This window comes from Amycolatopsis oliviviridis (assembly GCF_014654365.1).
GTDB classification, from domain to species: domain Bacteria; phylum Actinomycetota; class Actinomycetes; order Mycobacteriales; family Pseudonocardiaceae; genus Amycolatopsis; species Amycolatopsis oliviviridis.
Map to the genome: position 1 here is coordinate 298,287 of NZ_BNAY01000002.1, position 17,748 is coordinate 316,034.

Annotated in this window: 18 protein-coding genes; 13 read left to right on the forward strand and 5 right to left on the reverse strand. The window is 68.1% G+C overall.

Annotated elements, in window-relative coordinates; genetic code table 11:
* Positions 1–132 precede the first annotated feature (132 nt).
* Both IE302_RS08845 and IE302_RS08850 read left to right on the forward strand, forming a co-directional pair.
* A complete protein-coding gene (locus IE302_RS08845) occupies positions 133–819 on the forward strand; it encodes a DUF998 domain-containing protein (RefSeq protein WP_191253680.1) in 687 nt (228 codons plus the stop codon).
* A 101-nt stretch (positions 820–920) separates the two neighbouring features.
* Positions 921–1,598 (forward strand): class I SAM-dependent methyltransferase, encoded by a 678-nt coding sequence (locus IE302_RS08850; RefSeq protein ID WP_229907683.1) that lies wholly within the window; start codon positions 921–923, stop codon positions 1,596–1,598.
* On the opposite strand, the gene IE302_RS08855 is transcribed toward IE302_RS08850, so the two are convergent.
* Entirely contained in the window at positions 1,492–2,142 is a 651-nt protein-coding gene (locus tag IE302_RS08855) for a hypothetical protein (protein ID WP_191253681.1), read from the reverse strand. The two genes, IE302_RS08850 and IE302_RS08855, sit on opposite strands and share 107 nt — an antisense overlap.
* Positions 2,139–2,471 (reverse strand): hypothetical protein, encoded by a 333-nt coding sequence (locus tag IE302_RS08860; protein ID WP_191253682.1) that lies wholly within the window; start codon positions 2,469–2,471, stop codon positions 2,139–2,141. The genes IE302_RS08855 and IE302_RS08860 overlap by 4 nt, the downstream gene beginning before the upstream one ends.
* 362 nt (positions 2,472–2,833) lie before the next feature.
* On the opposite strand from IE302_RS08860, the gene IE302_RS08865 reads away from it, so the two are divergent.
* From IE302_RS08865 to IE302_RS08880, 4 genes are all read left to right on the forward strand, one after another.
* A complete protein-coding gene (locus tag IE302_RS08865; RefSeq protein ID WP_191253683.1) occupies positions 2,834–4,129 on the forward strand; it encodes a helix-turn-helix transcriptional regulator in 1,296 nt (431 codons plus the stop codon).
* Positions 4,126–4,881, forward strand: a complete 756-nt coding sequence (locus IE302_RS08870; protein WP_191253684.1) for a hypothetical protein — start codon at positions 4,126–4,128, stop codon at positions 4,879–4,881. The genes IE302_RS08865 and IE302_RS08870 overlap by 4 nt, the downstream gene beginning before the upstream one ends.
* Positions 4,878–5,531: a dCTP deaminase gene (locus tag IE302_RS08875; RefSeq protein ID WP_191253685.1), complete on the forward strand. Its 654-nt coding sequence runs from the start codon at positions 4,878–4,880 to the stop codon at positions 5,529–5,531. Before IE302_RS08870 ends, IE302_RS08875 begins: the two co-directional genes overlap by 4 nt.
* A gap of 80 nt (positions 5,532–5,611) precedes the next feature.
* Complete coding sequence (locus IE302_RS08880) at positions 5,612–6,661, forward strand: phospholipase D-like domain-containing protein (protein WP_191253686.1); 1,050 nt, start codon at positions 5,612–5,614, stop codon at positions 6,659–6,661.
* On the opposite strand, the gene IE302_RS08885 is transcribed toward IE302_RS08880, so the two are convergent.
* Entirely contained in the window at positions 6,636–6,920 is a 285-nt protein-coding gene (locus IE302_RS08885) for a hypothetical protein (RefSeq protein ID WP_191253688.1), read from the reverse strand. The two genes, IE302_RS08880 and IE302_RS08885, sit on opposite strands and share 26 nt — an antisense overlap.
* Positions 6,921–7,217: 297 nt before the next feature.
* Positions 7,218–10,526 carry a S8 family peptidase gene (locus IE302_RS08890; protein ID WP_191253690.1) on the reverse strand — a complete coding sequence of 1,103 codons (3,309 nt, stop codon included), beginning with the start codon at positions 10,524–10,526 and terminating at the stop codon, positions 7,218–7,220.
* 225 nt (positions 10,527–10,751) lie between these two features.
* On the opposite strand from IE302_RS08890, the gene fabG reads away from it, so the two are divergent.
* The 7 genes from fabG to IE302_RS08925 all read left to right on the forward strand — a co-directional run bounded on the left by fabG (position 10,752) and on the right by IE302_RS08925 (position 17,074).
* Positions 10,752–11,513 carry a 3-oxoacyl-ACP reductase FabG gene (gene fabG, locus IE302_RS08895; protein WP_020637045.1) on the forward strand — a complete coding sequence of 254 codons (762 nt, stop codon included), beginning with the start codon at positions 10,752–10,754 and terminating at the stop codon, positions 11,511–11,513.
* Positions 11,514–11,516: 3 nt separating this feature from the next.
* Entirely contained in the window at positions 11,517–11,969 is a 453-nt protein-coding gene (locus tag IE302_RS08900; RefSeq protein WP_191253692.1) for a MaoC family dehydratase, read from the forward strand.
* Between the two features lie 91 nt (positions 11,970–12,060).
* Positions 12,061–13,086 carry a phosphotransferase family protein gene (locus IE302_RS08905; RefSeq protein ID WP_191253693.1) on the forward strand — a complete coding sequence of 342 codons (1,026 nt, stop codon included), beginning with the start codon at positions 12,061–12,063 and terminating at the stop codon, positions 13,084–13,086.
* Positions 13,087–13,088: 2 nt separating this feature from the next.
* Positions 13,089–14,309, forward strand: a complete 1,221-nt coding sequence (locus IE302_RS08910; RefSeq protein WP_191253694.1) for an acyl-CoA dehydrogenase family protein — start codon at positions 13,089–13,091, stop codon at positions 14,307–14,309.
* Positions 14,306–15,487 carry an acyl-CoA dehydrogenase family protein gene (locus tag IE302_RS08915; RefSeq protein ID WP_191253695.1) on the forward strand — a complete coding sequence of 394 codons (1,182 nt, stop codon included), beginning with the start codon at positions 14,306–14,308 and terminating at the stop codon, positions 15,485–15,487. The genes IE302_RS08910 and IE302_RS08915 overlap by 4 nt, the downstream gene beginning before the upstream one ends.
* Positions 15,484–16,599, forward strand: a complete 1,116-nt coding sequence (locus IE302_RS08920) for an acyl-CoA dehydrogenase family protein (protein WP_191253696.1) — start codon at positions 15,484–15,486, stop codon at positions 16,597–16,599. Before IE302_RS08915 ends, IE302_RS08920 begins: the two co-directional genes overlap by 4 nt.
* 82 nt (positions 16,600–16,681) lie before the next feature.
* Positions 16,682–17,074, forward strand: a complete 393-nt coding sequence (locus tag IE302_RS08925) for a DUF7715 family protein (RefSeq protein ID WP_191253697.1) — start codon at positions 16,682–16,684, stop codon at positions 17,072–17,074.
* Positions 17,075–17,077: 3 nt separating this feature from the next.
* Here the strand turns inward: IE302_RS08925 and IE302_RS08930 are convergent, their stop codons facing one another.
* Positions 17,078–17,695, reverse strand: a complete 618-nt coding sequence (locus tag IE302_RS08930; RefSeq protein WP_191253698.1) for a TetR/AcrR family transcriptional regulator — start codon at positions 17,693–17,695, stop codon at positions 17,078–17,080.
* Between the last annotated feature and the right edge of the window lie 53 nt (positions 17,696–17,748).

The following is a 17,748-nucleotide window of genomic DNA, read 5'->3' on the forward strand; positions in this document are numbered from 1 at the left end:
CCTTTCGGCCCAATGATCTCACCGAACGTGCAGGAACGATCACCACCGCGGGTACCCGAGAATGGGACTTTCCTGTCGATTCCGACAGGAAAGCCTAAGAAAACCTTCAGGTTGGGCGGTTACCGTTCCACCATGACGACGTCCCAGGTCACCGCCAGGTCCCCGCTGGCCCTGCTGGCCGCCGTGGTCTCGGTCGCCGGCGGAGCGCTGCTGATCCTGCTGCTGCAGGTCCTCCCCGCCACCAGCGACATCAGCCCGGTGCGGCGCACCATCAGCGAGTACGCGCTGAGCGAGAACAAGTGGATCTTCGACGTCGCGGTCCTGCTGGTCGCGTTCGGTTCGGCGATCGGCTTCGGGGCGCTGATCCGCCGCAAGCACCTGCCCGCGCTGTCCACGGCGTCGGTCTTCTGCGCGCTCTGGACGGTGAGCCTGGTGGTGATCGTGGCGTTCCCCAAGAACAACTGGGCGATCGGGCCGAGCGCCGGCGGCACGGTGCACCGGATCGCGAGCGTCGTGGCCTTCGTCTGCCTGCCGCTGGCCGTGTGGTTCGCCGCGAAAGCCGTCTTCTCGACCTCCCCCGCCCGCCGCGCGGTGACAAGGGTGCTCGCGGTGGCCGCTTTGGCCTGGTTCGGCGTGATCCTCGGGGCGATCGTGGTGTCGATGAACGGCGGCAGGCCCTGGTGGCAGGCGATCCCGCTGGGGCTGGTCGAACGTGCGATGGCGCTGACCGGGCTGATCGCGCTCGCGTCGCTGCTCATCCCGTCCCGGGCGGCGGCCCCGGTCACGGAAGAGGCCGAGGCGCTGCGGGTCGCGTCCTGACCGCCGAACACCTGGCCCGGATCGCCCGGGGCTGGGACGAAGCCGCCGACGGGTACGAGACCTACTACGTCCCCCGGTTCGCGCCGTGGGTCGCCGCGGCGGTGCGCGCCCTTCCCTCGGACCTGCCCGACGGCCCCGTCCTCGTCCCCTGCTGCGGGACCTTCCCCGAGCTCGCCGCGCTCACCGCGCGACTGCCCGGCCGCGAGATCGTCGGCGTCGACCTGTCCGCGGGCATGGCCGCCAGGGCGCGGAAGCGGGCAGCGGGCAACTCGCTCGTGCGTGTCGTCGAGGGCGACGCCTCGGAGCTGGAGCCAGCGTCCGCCGCCGCGATCGTCTCGGTCTTCGGGCTCCAGCAACTGCCCGAGCCCGATACCGCGCTCGGTTCCTGGGCTGCCGCGCTACGCCCGGGCGGCCTGCTGTCGGTCGTCTACTGGCCGCACAGCACCGAACCGGGCGGGCCGTTCACGGTGCTGTCCGACGTCCTGCGGGAACGCGTCCCGGCCGGGGACCGCTCCTGGGAAGAACGGCTCGTGCCGGCGCTGAAGGACGCCGTGCTCGAACGGGACGAGCCGTTGTCGTTCCCGATGGTCCACCCCGACGCGGACACGTTCTTCACCGCGCACACCCGGTCCGGGCCGATGCGGCCACTGGCGAGCATGCGCGGTGAAGGGTTCATCGCCGCGCTACGCGAGGAATTCCTGCGACGTGCCCCGGAAGGGGAATGGCGACATCGTCCGTTTGCCCGGCATATCGTCGCGCGGGCGGCAGAGCGGGCGTGACCTCGTCGTCGTCGACGTCCTTGCGCAAGCGCGCGGTGCAGACCGAAAGGTGCACCACGTTGGCACGCTTGTGATGGCGGTACACGTGGACGTCGGTGGCGAAGCACGCCGCGGCCAGAAGGGCCCGCTGCTGCTCGATGCGCTCGTAACCGACCCCCGCGGGACAGAACACGGTGACCTCGACCTCGTCACCCTGCGGTTTGGTCCACAGGATCACCGGCAGCTTGCCGTCGAGCGTGCACACCCGCGCCCGGGCGAACCCGGTCCGCAGCCGGTGCTGCACGACGACCGAACGGAGCCGGTCGCGGAGGAATCGCCGCGCCGCTTTCCAGTAGAACAGCCAGTTCGCGACACAGAACAGCACGACCGCCGCCCAGAGCGGGCCGACCGCCTGGAAAAGGGTGAACAACGCGTACGGGACGACGAGCAGCGCACCGATCTCGTAGCGCCAGTGATAGAGGCCGACGACCGGGTTGGGCCGCCTGACCACGGTGATCTCCCTGGCCAGCTCGGCGATCGCCTGGGGTTCCTGCCAACGGCTCATGACCTTCCTCCTGTCCGTCCGGCGGTCTGTTCGGCGGCCACCGCCGCCGCGGGAATGGAACGGATGACGCCGTCACCGGCGCAGTCCGGGCAAACGGCGTCCTCGTAGGGCCACCACCCCGTACCTCCGCACGGTTCGCACGCGCGCACGGTGTCCCAGCGGGGATCGCGGTATACGCGGCGCCTGCTCCCCGGCACGCGGGTCACCTGCAGGCCCCGCGCGACCGCGCGGGCGTCTTCCTCGGTCGCGAAAAGCCATTCGTGGAAGCGTTCGAGAAGTCGGTCGAACCAAGATCGGGGCGTTGCCGTGTGGATCTCGTGGTGGGACATGGAGTTCACCCCCGATACTGCAAACGTGGATTCGGGTCGGCACACACGACGCCTACTCAGGCATTCGTGTGGCCCGCAGACGACTCGAACCGGATCGGATGCGCAGCGTCACGATCAGATGGCTGACAGCATCCGGCTTCCGGTCGCGCCCGGGTCGCACCGGCCCTGGCCTCCTGGCGGGTCGCGCACGCCCGGACCTGGCAGAACAGGGCCCGCAGCGGACTTTCGCACGTTGTGACACGACGTTGACCGACGCGCCAGCACGGTCCGATTCGCTTGCTGTACTCTCGCCGTTGTGTGCACGTTCAGTCACCGCCCTACATTGCCTACCCGAGGTAGGTAAGCCCGTGTCTAGTGCCTACATGAAGCCTACATCGACCGGCGACCGGCCGGTAAGCCCTGATGCGGAAACCGTTACCGCGTCGGATGTCGGCCGTGAGCTGCGACGGCTGCGCAAGGCCACGAGCGAAACGCAGGCGGAGACCGCCCGGATCATCGGTGTCACCAGGGCGAACCTGACCCAATGGGAGACCGGCAAGTACCTGCCGTCGGCACACAACGCCCGCCAGCTCGACGACCACTTCCGCGCCGCGAACGCGCTGTTCGCGCTGGTGGAGAAGGCCCGGTCACCCCAGGACCACACGCCGCCGGCGGCCGGCGACGCGGGCGTCGTCGACACCTCCGGTTCGCTGCTGCAGGTCTTCCACACCGTCGGGGCCAAACTCACCGAGCACCTGATCCACGACGCCGACGGCAAACCGCTCGGCTGGCGGCAGAATCTGCAGAAGAAAACCCCTCCGACAGTGCTGAGCACCGCGTACGGCATCAGCACGATGCATTTGGTAGGCGCCCCCTACATCGACCTACATCCGCTCATCGAAGGCCTGCACCGGAGGCGCTCCGAGTACGGCTGGCGCGGTCAGCCGGAAGGCCGCTGGCCCGAGACGACCGCGGCCGTTCTGGACGCGCTGTTCCGCGCGGGCACCACGCTTTCCGTCGACGATGGCCTGGAACTCCTGGAACATTCGCTGGACCCGTTCAGCAACACCCGCCCTTATCTGCTGGCGACGACGCTGCAGACAGCGGTCCGGATGCGACCCGACGCCCGGCTGACCAGCCGGCTGATCGACGATCTCCTGGCCACGAGGCTCGATTTCGGCGACATCCGGCTGTGGCCGGAGAAAAAAGAAGCCGGACTCGTGGCACCTGAGCCATCCGTGGCGCACACCGCACGGGCGGTGGTGGTGCTACGCGATGTACTGCGGACGCGCGATGATCGCGACGACGTCCGGAAGGCGGTCGACGAAGCCACACAATGGCTCATCGACCACCCCCACTCCGATGACGGCGTGGCCGAGGATCTCGAAAAGCCTCGTCCCGACGGTGATGGAACGACCCGGATCATCATCCGGCACTTCACCTCCGCCTGGGTCGTCCAAGCCCTGGCCACCGCTCCCTTCGTGCCACTCCCCCGGCTCAATCGCGCGCTCGGAACCCTCTGGGAGCGCTACGAGGCCGATCAAGGGCTGTGGGCCTGGGGAAGCGGTGACGTGCCCATTTGGCAGACACTGGACGCCGTCACTTCCCTTCGCGCGGCCGCGCTCGCCGTCGCCGCGCCCCCGCTCAGCCCTCCAGGAACTCCAGGTACGACTCAATGACCGACACTCCACCAGCGTCCGCTCCCGCCGATCCGGCCGGGGTGCACGCTTTCCTCCGTGGCATCACGGATTCGCGGCCCGGTGACGGCGTCGTGGACCTGCCGTGGCTCAGCAGCGCGGCACACCGCGTCCAGGACGACCCCGGCACCTTCCTCGCCTGGCTGGAATCGATTCTCCGGAACGAGGAATCCGTGCGGGAGGCCGCGAAGCGCTCCTATTGGCACCCCAACGGATTCGCCAAGATGGTGCTGCACGCTTCCGCGGATTTCCGGATCCGGCTCCACGTCTGGCCGGAATCCGTCGAACCGTCCCGCGGCGAGTCCAATCCGCACAGCCACCGCTGGGAGTTCGCCTCGACCATCATCGCCGGCGAAGGCATGCACATGGTCGAGTACGGAGAAACCACCGAAGGCGGCGAGCTCCACACCCGCTACTGGTACGGGGTGGATCCCGCCGACCCCGCGGCGTTGCGCCCCGACGGACAAGCCCGGCTCAGGAAACTGCGGGCACCACACGCGCGGCGCGGGCAGGTCTACTCTTGTGACACCGAGGTCGTGCACACCGTCCGGCCGATCGACGAACGCCTCACCGCGACCGTGGTCCTGCAAGGACCTCATCGATCGGCGAAAACCGTCGTCTACTGCCTGCCCGACCAAACCGACGACCAGCCCAACGGCGAGCTGACCGAAGAGGACTTCCGGATTCTCGTCAAGTCCGTCGTCGCCGCATTCGACAAGCGAGCCTCGTCATGACCACAGTCCAGCCGGCTTCCTCGAGCCGGGTCACCGAGATCCGGATCGGGAACTCGCGATTCGACCGCGGTGTCCTCACCGACCGGGAGATCAGGAAGGCGTACAAGGACGGCGACCTTTCCGTCGAACCCTTCGACGACTCCTTGATCCGGCCCGCGGCGATCAGCCTGCGGCTGGGCGAAGAAGCCTTCAGTCTGGTGTCCACCGGCCCGGTCGACATCGCCGACCGGTCGACGTACCCGGACCTCGTACCGAAGGCTCTGGACGAACAAGGCCGGCTACGAGTGGAGCCCGGCGAGGTCGTCCTCGCTCCGACCATGGAACGCATCGGGCTTTCGAGCCTTTTGGCGGGACTCGTCGACGGCACCAGCGACTACGCCCGCCTCGGGGTCAGCGTGGTTCTCTGCGGTCAGGTCAGCCCCGGCTTCGGCAGCGCGACCGGCGCGGTTCTGACCCTGGAAATAGTCAACCATCTGCGCCATGCCGTCCTTTTGCACCCCGGTGCCAGAATCTGCAATTTGATGCTGTTCGCTTCCGCGGGCAGCGAGGAATCGTACGACCGTATTCCGCACAATTACTCGAAGGATCATTTCGTCATGCCTTCCCGACTGGCCGAAAGAATCGAAAGCGCAGCCGACTTCGGCGGCTAGTCGGTTCATCCTCCTGGCGGGCAGACACCCGAATTAGCCGCATCTATGCTGTAGCTGTCCGCCCGCCAGGAGGAGGCCTCGTGGGAACTCTCGACAGGTCGGAACTGCGAATAGCCCAAGATCTCCAGCAGACCGGGTTGACTCGCTCCTCGGCAATGCTGGCCGTGGTGATGGCAACCCGCGAATACGACCGGCCAGAGAAGGATCTCGCCGAGATCGTCCGTCAGTATCCCGGACTCGAGTCCATCACCGAGGCTCGCCTGGCGATTCGAGACCTGCTCCACAGAGAATGGCTCACCCAGGCCGTCATTCACGGCACGACGATGACCGGACGCGTCCCCCATCTGGCATATCTGATCGCAGCCCACCTCGGCGACCAAGGTGTCGCCGACCGACTGCTGGCGATTCGCGTCACACTCGAGCCCTACATCAAGATCCTCGGCCCGATGGAAAACTCCTCGGTATTTCACTCGTATCTGGACCTCCTCCGGTCCGCGCAAGGCGAAATCTGCCTACCGATGCTGGTGACACCACCTTACGAAGAGACGGTTCGCGCACTTCACGAGCGAGCCGAAGCCGGGGTGAAAGTGCGCATATTGCTCGCCGCCCCGACACTCGCCGCGAAATGGCGAAACGAAACCATGCGATCCATTTACAATGAGCGCATCACGGCATGGATTCGGGAGTTCCACAACTCACCGACGGTCGAAATCCGGCTGAGCAGGACACCGGAGGACATGGAACTCGCCACCTGCTTCTCCGTGGACGGCGAAATCGTGCGATTCGACATATACGATCCTTACCGGCAAAGAAGCCTCGAAGGTGTCATGATCGAGGTCGCTTCACCGCAGGGCATGCTGCCGAATTTCGTCAGGATCTTCCGGCGGCTCTTCGAAGAAGCGTGGTCGAACTCCGTGCACGTTTCCCCGCTTGCCAGGTTCCTCTGGCTTCTGAGAAAACAGTGGAAGACCTGGCTCGCCATCCTTTTCCTTGTGCTCGCCTTCATCCCGGCACCCGTTCCGCATTGGTCCGAAATCCTCATCGGGATCAGTTGCGGAATCGTCGCCCCACTGCTCATCGAAGAGATACCACGAATGACCAGGACTATTCGAAAATGGCGGAACCGATGACCCAGCGGCCGCCGAGGCGGGTGATCGTCTGCTGCTGCTCGGTTCGCCCGGCTACCTCTGGGCGTACGCGTTGCTCGTCGAAGAGCGGGCCCGGCTCCCCGAACCGGTCGTCGCCGGGATCCGTGTCCTGACTCGGCCTGTTCGAGCTCGCGCAGGCCTGGGGTGACTGGACGCTCGTGGTCGCCGTGCGGCCGGAGGACGTCGAACTCGCCAGGAAGACGCTCGCCGCGGAAGGCGTCGCCGCGCAGGAGATCGGCACCCTCGTTTCCCGCGAGGAAGGCATCTGGCGAACTGCCGAAGCTGATCACTGAGGTCCTGGGCAGGCGCGCAAGCTGAACTCTGGCTGGTCGTGAAGGCCTCCTTGCCTACCCTGAAGGTAGTGAAGGAGGCCTTCACGCCAGGCCCAAGTACATGAAGGGGTCCTTCACAGAGCCAGGCGCAAGCAAGGGGCCTTCATGTACAGGCAAGCAGGCAAGCGCTGGTAGCCAGTGGGGCGGGTGGGTCGTGAGTGGTAAGTGCCGTTAGAACGACACTTACCACTCACGAGGCCGGACGCCTACCGCAGCCGATAAGCGTTCGTGATCGTCTGCGTCACCGAGTTCCCACCGGAATCCGTCGCCGACAGCCGCAGGGACGCGAAGGCCGACGAACCGAACGGCGGCGCCACGACGAGGGCCTGCCGGTGCGGACCGCTGCCGAAGACGGGCTGCCGGTGCCAGGACTTGCCGCCGTCGAAGGAGGCCTCGGCGGTGACCTGCCGCAGCGTTCCCGTCATCCCCGCGGATCGCTCGACCTCGATCGGCACGACCAGCGGGAGCAGGCGCCAGGCGTCGTTGGCCGGGCCGAGCGACGGGGTGGCCCGCAGCGTCATCAGCGGCAGCGGCGTCTCTCCCGCGCTCCGCTGCGAGCGGAAGTTCCACGACATGACCACATTGCCGGACAACTCGGCGTTGGCGTCTTCCGGCCGCTTCGCGTCGACGGTCAGCGTATAGTCGCCGGCCTCCGGCGGAACGGTGAAGGTGACCGGACCGGCGTTCGGCCACATGTGGCCGGGAACCTTGGGCACCGAACCGATCTCCTTCCCGTCCCGCGAGAGCCGTGTGGTGCCTTCCACCGCCGAGAGGCTGACGTGGTCACCACTCGCCGAGAGCAGCGGGAGCAGGACACTCATGGTGTCACCGTCGCGCACCGCCTTGGTCAGCTTCGTCAGGGTCGGGCCGACGACGGCGCGGTTCCAGTCCTCTTTGGACCGTTGACTCGCGCGGTATTCCACGCCTGCCGCGGTTTCATGGATGTCGCCCCAGGTTCCGTTGCTGCCGACCCGGTCCACGAAGAGCCGCTTCAGCCAGCGGATCTTCCCGGTGCTGTAGAACTCCTCCCGCGTCGACGGCAACTGGGCCTGAGCGGTGAGGAACCAGGCGTTGCCGAAGGCGACTTCGTCGTCGTAGGGCGAGGGCAGCACGTGCAGGTTGCCCCACTGCTTACCGGTGGAGGCGTAGGTGACGGTCACCTTCGCCAGTTCGTGGTCGCGCACCCGGTACGCGGAGACGTCGGGAACCCGGCCCTCGCTGGGGAACTGGAGGTTGTAGACGTACGGGCTGTTCTCCGACCGGCCCTCGGCGGTCTGCTTGCTCAGCATGGTCGTGACGAGGAAGCTGAAGCCGGGCACGTCCGTGCGAGTGGGGGCGACGTAGGAGTACTGCTCCTCGCCGAAAAGCCTCGGCTGGTACCACGAATGGCTCGTCGCGCCCCGGCCCGCGACCTCTTCGGAGAAGACGATGATCTGGCCGTTCGAGCTGGCGTCCCGGCGATCGGTACGTACCGTCACGGGCTTGGCCGAGCGCCCGTCCAGCACCACTTCCCGATTCCGGTCGAGGACGAAGCCCGGCTCGCTGACCAGACTCGACCCCGGCTGTTCGTGGATCTGGACGACGAACAGGTAGCGGCCCTGCGGCAACTGGATCGGGCCACCACCTTCCCGCGCGTCGTAGATCTTCAGGTCGCCACTGTCCAGATTGCTCACGAACAGGATGCCGCTCGGTCCCTGCGGCCCGGGTCCGTTGCCCTTGCGGTCGAACAGCTTGACGTCGGCCGTGAAGACCTCGCGCTGGAGGTCGGCGCCGATCAGGCTGCGGACCTCGGCGCCGGAGGCGGACGTGGCGAGCAGCGTGCCGCCATAGGCACCACGTGGCTTCCGCGCGGGGTTCACGGTGACCACGGCGGTCGCGGTCGCCCCGGCGGGCACGGTGATCCGCGGCCGGTCCACCGCGAACAGGCCGTCGGCCGCCGGTTTCCCGTTCTCGTCACGGACGTCGAGCCGCAGGTCGAGGTCGACGGGAGCGTCACCGCTGTTGCGGTAGGTGATCTCCCGGGTCAATGGTTTCGGATCGGCCACCGGAACGGTGCCGAAGGCCAGCGTGGTGACATCGGTGCTCACACGCTGCTCGACCGCCTTGGCGACGTCGACGCGCCCGGTTCCCTGCTGGAAGACGGTCGGTCCTTCGGCCGGCTTCGCGGTGCCCGTGAGCCCGGCCTTGAGTCGCTCGGGCCGCCAGTCGGGGTGCTGCTGGGCGAGCAGCGCCGCCGCGCCCGCCACATGCGGCGTCGCCATCGAGGTGCCCGACATCGGCTGGTAGCCGCCTCCGGTCTTCGCCGCGACGATCTCCACGCCCGGCGCGGTGATCTCCGGTTTGACCGCGTTGTCGCCCCGGCGCGGGCCCTTGCCGGAGAACGGCGCGAGCGCGTCGGCCCGGTCCACCGCGCCGACGGTGAGTGCCGCGTCGGCGCTGCCCGGCGATCCCACCGTGCCCGCTCCGCGTTCCCCGTCGTTGCCGGCGGCGATCACGAACAGCACGCCGTGGTCCTTCGTGAGCCGGTTCACCGCCGCTTCCAGCGGATCGACGTCTTCACCGTCCTCGCCGCCGAGGCTCAGGTTGATCACCTTGGCGCCCTCGGCGACCGCCCACTCCATCCCGCTGATGATCTCGGACCAGCCGCCACTGCCGTCGTCCCCGAGCACCTTGCCCGCGAGCAGTCCCGCGTCGGGCGCGACACCCTTGAGCCGCCCGGTGGACGCCGCGCCGGACCCGAGGATCGTCGAGGCGACGTGGGTGCCGTGGCCGTGCCGGTCGGTGGGGTCCCCGCCACCGGAGAAATCCTTGGCCGCGACCACCTTTCCCGCCAGATCCGGATGGGCGGCGTCGACCCCGGTGTCCAGCACCGCGACCTTGACGTCCTTGCCGGTGAACCCGCTCTGCCAGGCCCGCGGCGTACCGATCTGGGGCACGCTGTGGTCGAGGTTCGCCTTGACCCGGTGATCCAGCCACACCTTCCGCACCGAAGCCGCGCGAGGACCGGTCAAAGTGGACCAGAACTCCCCCGCGCGCTCTTTGGGCTGGGCGAACGCGGTCGCGCCGACGCTGTCCAGCCGTCGCACCGCGGTCGCGCCCACGATGGCCGCCGAGCCGTCCTGCTGCACGATCAGCGGAAGGGTCGATCGCGCGCTGTCGTCGTAGCCGTCGGCGAGCAGCCGGTCGACCCGGAACAGGCGCTCGTCCAGAACGCCCTTCGCCACCAGCGGCAGGGCGTCGGCCGGGTAGACCGCCCAGCCGTCCTTGTCCTGGCTGCGCTGGAAACCCATCCGCTCACGACCGGGTCCCGGCTGCACGGACAGGGCGGGCACCTCGCCTTGCCGCTCCTGCACGGTGATCCGGTCTCCGGTGATCAGGGTGAGCGTGCGCGGACCGGGCACCGCGGCGTTCTCCGGCGGCGGCTGCCCGGGAGCGGCCTGTGCGACTTGCGCGCTGGTCACCCCGAGCAAGGTCACCAGGAGCAGGACGGTCAGGACAGGGGCTCTTCGGCGCATGTGGCACCTCCGGTTGCGCTCGTATCGGTGCGCCGAGGCTTTCGGAAGTGCAGGTCGGAGCGCTAGAGACCGGTCCGATCAGGTCGTCCGGACTATTCGTTCGGGCATCGGCGGCACCCACCGTGATGACGATCACAGGGGGAGTCATCACCGGGCATCTCTATAAACCAACCGCTTAGTACGGCAGACTCGGCGTCACTTCCACTCGACGACGAGGAGTCACCCGTGACCGAACATCCCTCCCGTGTAGCGATCGTCACCGGCGCCGGCCGCGGCATCGGCGCGGCCGTGGCCAAGCGGCTCGCTTCCGACGGGTTCGCCGTCGGCCTGCTGGACCTCGACGAGGCGGGCGTCAAGCAGGGGGCGGAAGCGATCGTCGCCGAAGGCGGCAAGGCCGTCGGCGTCGCGCTGGACGTCAACGACGCCGCGCAGGTCGAGGCGGCGGTGACCCGGGTGGCCGAGGAGCTCGGCGCGCCGACCGTGCTGATCAACAACGCCGGTATCACCCGCGACAACTTGCTGTTCAAGATGACCGAACAGGACTGGGACTCGGTGCTGGGCGTGCACCTGAAGGGCTCGTTCCTGATGACCCGCGAGGTGCAGAAGTACCAGACGCAGGAGAAGTGGGGCCGCATCGTCAACCTGTCCAGCACCTCGGCGCTGGGCAACCGCGGCCAGGTCAACTACTCCGCGGCCAAGGCGGGCATGCAGGGCTTCACCAAGACGCTCGCGATCGAACTGGGCAAGTTCAACGTCACCGCGAACGCCATCGCCCCCGGCTTCATCGCCACCGACATGACCGCGGCGACCGCCGAGCGGATCGGCATGTCGTTCGAGGACTTCAAGGCGGCGGCCGCGTCGCAGATCCCGGTGCAGCGCGTCGGCACCCCCGACGACATCGCCAACCTCGCTTCGTTCCTGGTGAGCGACGGCGCCGGGTTCATCTCGGGCCAGGTCATCTACGTCGCCGGCGGACCGAAGGACTGAGCCATGCGCGAATTCGCCTCCCTGCAGGAGTTCGAGAACGCCGTCGGCGAGCACTTCGGCTACAGCGATTGGCTGACGCTCACCCAGGAGCGGGTGAACCTGTTCGCCGACGCCACCGACGACCACCAGTGGATCCACGTCGACGTCGAGAAGGCGGCCGGTGGCCCGTTCGGGGCGCCGATCGCCCACGGTTTCCTGACGCTGTCGCTCATTTCGGGCTTCGTCGGGAAGCTCTACCGGGTCCACGGGCTCAAGATGGGCATCAACTACGGCCTGAACAAGGTCCGGTTCCCGCAGCCGGTCAAGGTGGGCTCGAAGATCCGGGCGGGCGCCGAGCTGATCGAGGTCACCGACGTCGCCGGCGGCAAGCAGGCCGTCGTCCGGTGGACCATCGAGATCGACGGCGAGCCGAAGCCGGCGTGCGTCGCGGAAATGGTCGTCCGGCTGATCGCCTGACCGGGTGACCTCCGGCACCTCGCCGGACCACCCCTACCCGACATACCGACTGGTCGGTACTGTAACCGGAAAGCGAGACGCTGGAGGCACCATGAACCAGACCGACCTGCCGGGCCTCGACCTGGCCAGGCTCAAGGCCCACCTGGAAGAGCACCGGCCGGGTCTCGTCCAGGGCGACCTGAGCGGCGAGGTCGTGGAAGGGGGCCGGTCCAACCTCACCTACGTCGTGGGTGACGGCCGGTCCCGCTGGGTGGTCCGCCGCCCGCCGCTGGGCCACGTCCTGCCGACCGCGCACGACATGGGCCGCGAGTTCCGGGTGATCTCCGGTCTGCACGGCACGGCCGTCCCGGTGCCGGAAACGGTGCTGCTGTGCGAGGACACCGACGTCATCGGTTCGCGGTTCTACGTGATGGAGTTCGTGGAGGGCACTCCTTTCCGTTCGGACACCGAACTGGCCGCGCTGGGCCCCGCCCGGACGAAGGCGATCGCGGACGAGCTGGTCGACACGCTCGTCGCGCTGCACGCCGTCGATCCGGAGTCGGTGGGGCTCGGCGACTTCGGCCGTCCGGAGGGCTTCCTCGAACGCCAGCTGCGGCGCTGGAAGAAGCAGCTCGACGGCAACCGCAGCCGCGATCTGCCCGGCGTCGACGAACTGCACGACCGGCTCGCGTCGTCGGTGCCGGAATCGGGCAGGCCGTCGATCGTCCACGGCGATTACCGGCTCGACAACGTGCTGGTGAACGCGGACGACCGGATCACCGCGGTGCTGGACTGGGAGATGTCCACCCTCGGCGACCCGCTGACCGACCTCGCGCTGCTGGTGGCCTACGCCGAACGCGACAAGGTCTCCCTGCAGTTCGTGTCCAACGCCAGTTCGGCGCCGGGCTACCCGCGCAACGACGAGGTCATCGCGCGGTACGCCGAGCGTTCCGGCCGCGACGTCTCCCGGCTCAACTGGTACGTGAGCTTCGCCTTCTTCAAACTCGCGGTGATCCTGGAAGGCATCCACCTCCGCTACAGCAAGGGGCAGACCGTCGGTGCCGGGTTCGACGGCATCGGCTCGGGCGTCGTCCCGTTGATCGCGCACGGCAACGAGACTCTCAAGGAAGAGGGATAGAGATGGACTTCGCCTTCGACGCGAAAACCGAGGAGCTGCGGGAAAAACTCCTCGAGTTCATGGATTCGCACGTCTACCCGGCCGAGGCCGTCTTCGAGGCCCAGCTGGCCGAGCGTGACAGCGAATGGTCGCAGCCGCCGATCGTCGAGGAGCTGAAGGCCGAGGCCCGCAAGCGCGGGCTGTGGAACTTCTTTCTCCCCGGCGACCACGGCGCGGGCCTGACGAACCTGCAGTACGCGCCGCTGGCCGAGATCACCGGCCGCAGCCTGCGGCTCGCGCCGACCGCGCTGAACTGCGCGGCGCCGGACACCGGGAACATGGAAGTCCTCACCATGTTCGGCACGGACCAGCAGAAGAAGCAGTGGCTCCAGCCGTTGCTGGACGGCGAGATCCGGTCCGCGTTCGCGATGACCGAACCCGACGTCGCCTCCTCCGACGCGCGCAACATCGCCACCAGCATCCGCCGGGACGGCGACGAGTACGTCGTCGACGGCCGCAAGTGGTACATCTCCGGCGCGATGAACCCGAACTGCAAGATCTTCATCGTGATGGGCAAGACCGATCCGGACGCACCCGCACACAAGCAGCAGAGCATGATCCTGGTCCCCCGCGACACCCCCGGCATGACCGTGAAACGCGGCATGCACGTGTTCGGCTACACCGACGGCGACCACGGCGGGCACGCCGAGGTGCTCTTCGAGGACGTCCGCGTGCCGGCGGAGAACCTCATCGCCGGCGAGGGCGACGGGTTCGCCATCGCGCAGGCCCGTCTCGGACCGGGCCGGATCCACCACTGCATGCGCGCCATCGGCATGGCCGAACGCGCGCTGGAGCTGATGTGCCGCCGGGCGCTTTCGCGCGAGACCTTCGGCAAGCCGATCGCCGAACAGGGCGTGGTGCAGGACTGGATCGCCGAGGCGCGGGTCAAGATCGAGCAGCAGCGGCTGCTGGTGCTCAAGACCGCGTGGCTGATGGACACCGTCGGCAACCAGGGCGCGCACACCGAGATCCAGGCGATCAAGATCTCCACGCCGATCACCGTCGAATGGATCCTCGACAAGGCCGTGCAGCTGTTCGGCGCCGGTGGCGTCAGCCAGGACTTCCCGGTCGCCGAGATGTGGGCACAGGTACGGACACTGCGCCTGGCCGACGGCCCGGACGAGGTGCACAAGCGCTCGCTGGCGCACCGTGAACTGAAGAAATACTGCGGGGAGAAGAAGTGACCACTGTGGACGATCTCAAGCGGCGGGTGGCCGATCTGCTGGCCGCGTACCCGCCGGAAAGCGCACCGCGCCAGGACTTCCTCGACGCGCGGTTCGACGCCGGGCTGGCGTGGATCCACTTCCCCGAGGGCCTGGGCGGGCTGGGCGCGCCGCGTTCACTCCAGTCCGTCGTGGACAAGGAGCTCGCGGCGGCGGGCGCGCCGGACAACGACAAACGGCGGATCGGGATAGGCCTCGGCATGGCCGCGCCGACCATCCTCGCCTTCGGCACGCCCGAACAGCATCAGCGCTTCCTGCGTCCATTGTGGACCGAGCGGGAGGTGTGGTGCCAGCTGTTCAGCGAGCCGGGCGCCGGATCCGACCTCGCCGCGCTGGGCACCCGCGCGGTACGCGACGGCGACGACTGGGTGGTCACCGGCCAGAAGGTCTGGACGTCGGGCGCGCACAAGTCGCAGTGGGCCATCCTGGTCACCCGCACCGATCCCGACGTGCCGAAACACCGTGGCATGACGTACTTCCTGTGCGACATGACCGCGCCGGGCGTGGAGGTCCGGCCGCTGCGCCAGATCACCGGCGAGGCCGAGTTCAACGAGGTCTTCCTCAGCGAGGTCCGCATTCCCGACGCGCACCGCCTCGGCGCGGTCGGCGAGGGCTGGAAGGTCGCGCAGACCACGCTGATGAACGAACGGGTCGCGATCGGCGGGACCGAGTTCCCGCGCGACGGCGGGATGGTCGGCGTCGTCACGGAGACCTGGCGGGAGCGGCCGGAACTGCGGACCTCCGAACTGCACGACAGGCTGCTGAAACTGTGGGTGGAGGGCGAAAGCCTGCGCCTGGTGAGTTCGCGGCTGCGGCAGCAACTCGCCGCCGGTGCGCCGGGACCCGAGGGATCCGCGGTCAAGGTCGCGTTCTCGGAGCTGAACCAGGCCGCGTCCGGGCTGGAGATCGAACTGCTCGGTGACGAAGGCCTGCGCTACGACGACTGGACGATGCGGCGTCCCGACGGCGTCAACTTCCTCGGCCGCGAGGCCGGGTACCGCTATCTGCGCGCGAAGGGGAACTCGATCGAGGGCGGCACCTCGGAGGTCCTGCGCAACATCATCGCCGAACGCGTGCTGGGGCTGCCGTCCGAGCCGCGGATCGACAAGGACGTCGCCTGGAAGGACCTGCCCCGATGAGCGACCTGTTGTACTCCGAGGTCGAAGAGGACCTCCGGGCCAGCGTCCGCGATCTGTTCTCCGACCGCGTGGAACCCGCGTCCCTGATCTCCAGGACCGAGACGGCGGAGCCGTACGACCTGGCGTTGTGGCGCACGCTCGCCGCCGATCTCGGCACGGCCGGTCTCGCCGTCCCGGAGGCGTTGGGCGGGCATGGCGCGTCGGCGCGTGAAGTGGCCGTCGTGCTGGAGGAACTCGGGCGCAGCGTCGCCCCCGTCCCCTATCTCGGTAGCGCCGTCCTGGCGACGTCGGCCTTGCTGGCGACCGACACTTCGCAGCCGGAAGTGGCGGAAAGGCTCGGGAAACTGGCCGCGGGTGCGCTCGTCGGCGCGCTGGCCGTGCCGCTCTCGACCGCGCCGGGCGCCGAGTTCCCCTCGACGGTCACCGCGACCGCCGACGGCACGCTCAGCGGTCAGGTCCGCAGCGTGGTCGACGCTTCCGTGGCCGAGCTGATCGTCGTCCCGGCGGTGGGACCCGACGGTCCCGGTCTCTACACGGTCGACGCGGCTTCGGCGGGCGTCACGGTCACCGAAGCGGTTTCCCTGGACCTGACCCGGCGCATCGCCGACGTCACTTTGGAGAACGTGGCCGCGAAGCGCGTCGCCGGCTCCTCGACGGCGGCGTCCGCGCTGGACACGGCACTGGTGACGGCGGCGGGGCTGCTCGCTTCGGAACAGCTCGGGATCGCCGAATGGGCGCTGAACGAAACGGTGCGCTATCTGAAGGAGCGCTACCAGTTCGGCCGTCAGGTCGGCTCCTTCCAGTCGCTGAAGCACCGGCTGGCGAATCTGTACACGGATCTGGTCAACGCCAGGGCGACCGCACGCTACGCCGCCGACTGCCTGGCCTCCGGTGACGACATCGCGATCGCCGTCGCGGTGGCGCAGGCCCGGAACTCCCCCATCGCCGTCCACGCCGCCGAAGAGGCGGTCCAGCTGCACGGCGGGATCGGCATGACCTGGGAGCACCCCGCGCATCTGTACCTGAAGCGGGCGAAGAGCGACGAGATCGCATTGGGCACTCCTGGACGGCATCGCGCGGCCCTCGCGCCGCTGATCGACCTGCCCGCCTGATCCGCCCGGCGGGGTCCGGCCCGGAAAGTGTCGGACCCCGCCGGTATACCTGTTCGAACATCTGATCGAACAGGGAGTACTCATGAAACTGCTCGTGGCCACCTCGAAGACCCAGGGTGCGCGGGAGAACGATTTCACCCACTGCATCGAGGGCGAGCTGCTCTGGATCGCCCCGTGCTGCGACGACGGCGAGGAATCACCCGATTCCGAATGCGGGTGCAGCCGGTCGTTCGCCGGGCTGAACTCGCACCACGGGACGACGACGGCCCTCGTCGCGGAACTGCCCGGCTTCACCTTCTCCGATTACACCGAAGCGTTGCGGTCGAGCCTGGCCACCCAGGGCTGGCCTGCCGAGGCCGCGGATGAAGTGGCGCAAGGGCTACTCGCCTTCGCCGCCGGCTGGGAGGTGGGAACGGTGCTCGAACGCCGCAGCGAATGGTTCGCGGAACGGCTCGTGCCCACGCCACCGGGCTGAACGCTATTCGGGTCGCAGCGAGGCCAGCAGGAGATCGGCGAAGTGGTCGCCGATCTGCCGGGCCGAGAGCGCGCCACCACGCCGGTACCAGGAACCGAGATGGTGCACCGAGCCGAAGAAGAAGTCGACGATCACGTCGGCCGGTTTGTCCGCGCGGAATTCGCCGGACTCCTGGCCTTCTTCGATCAGCGTGCGGAATCGCTCGTGGTACTTGCGGCGTTCCGCGCGGACGGCCTTCTGCTTCTCCACGCTGAGCTGATGCATGGACTGCATGAAGATCGTGTTGTCGTCGAGGTTGTCGATCGTGCTGACGACGACGTCGGAGCCTGCGGACCGCAGCCGTTCCCGCAGCGGCGCCTCACTCGAGGCCACCTTTTCCAGTTGCTCGGTCTGCGCACGCAGCACCCGGGCGTAGATCTCGTAAAGGAGGTCGTCCTTGGAGCCGAAGTAGTGGTACATCGCGCCCTTGGTGACCCCGGCCGCCTCGACGATCTCCTGCACGGAGGTGCGGTCGAAACCCTTCTTGGCGAAGAGCTTCGTGGCGTGCGACAGCAGACGGCGCGGGACGGCGGCCTGGTCTTCGCCGCTCGCCTCGGCCTTCCGGGTGGTCGCTCGTGTCATGGCCGGCTCCTTCTCGTGCGGAGTCTCAGCATACCGGCCGGTTTGTCGACGGC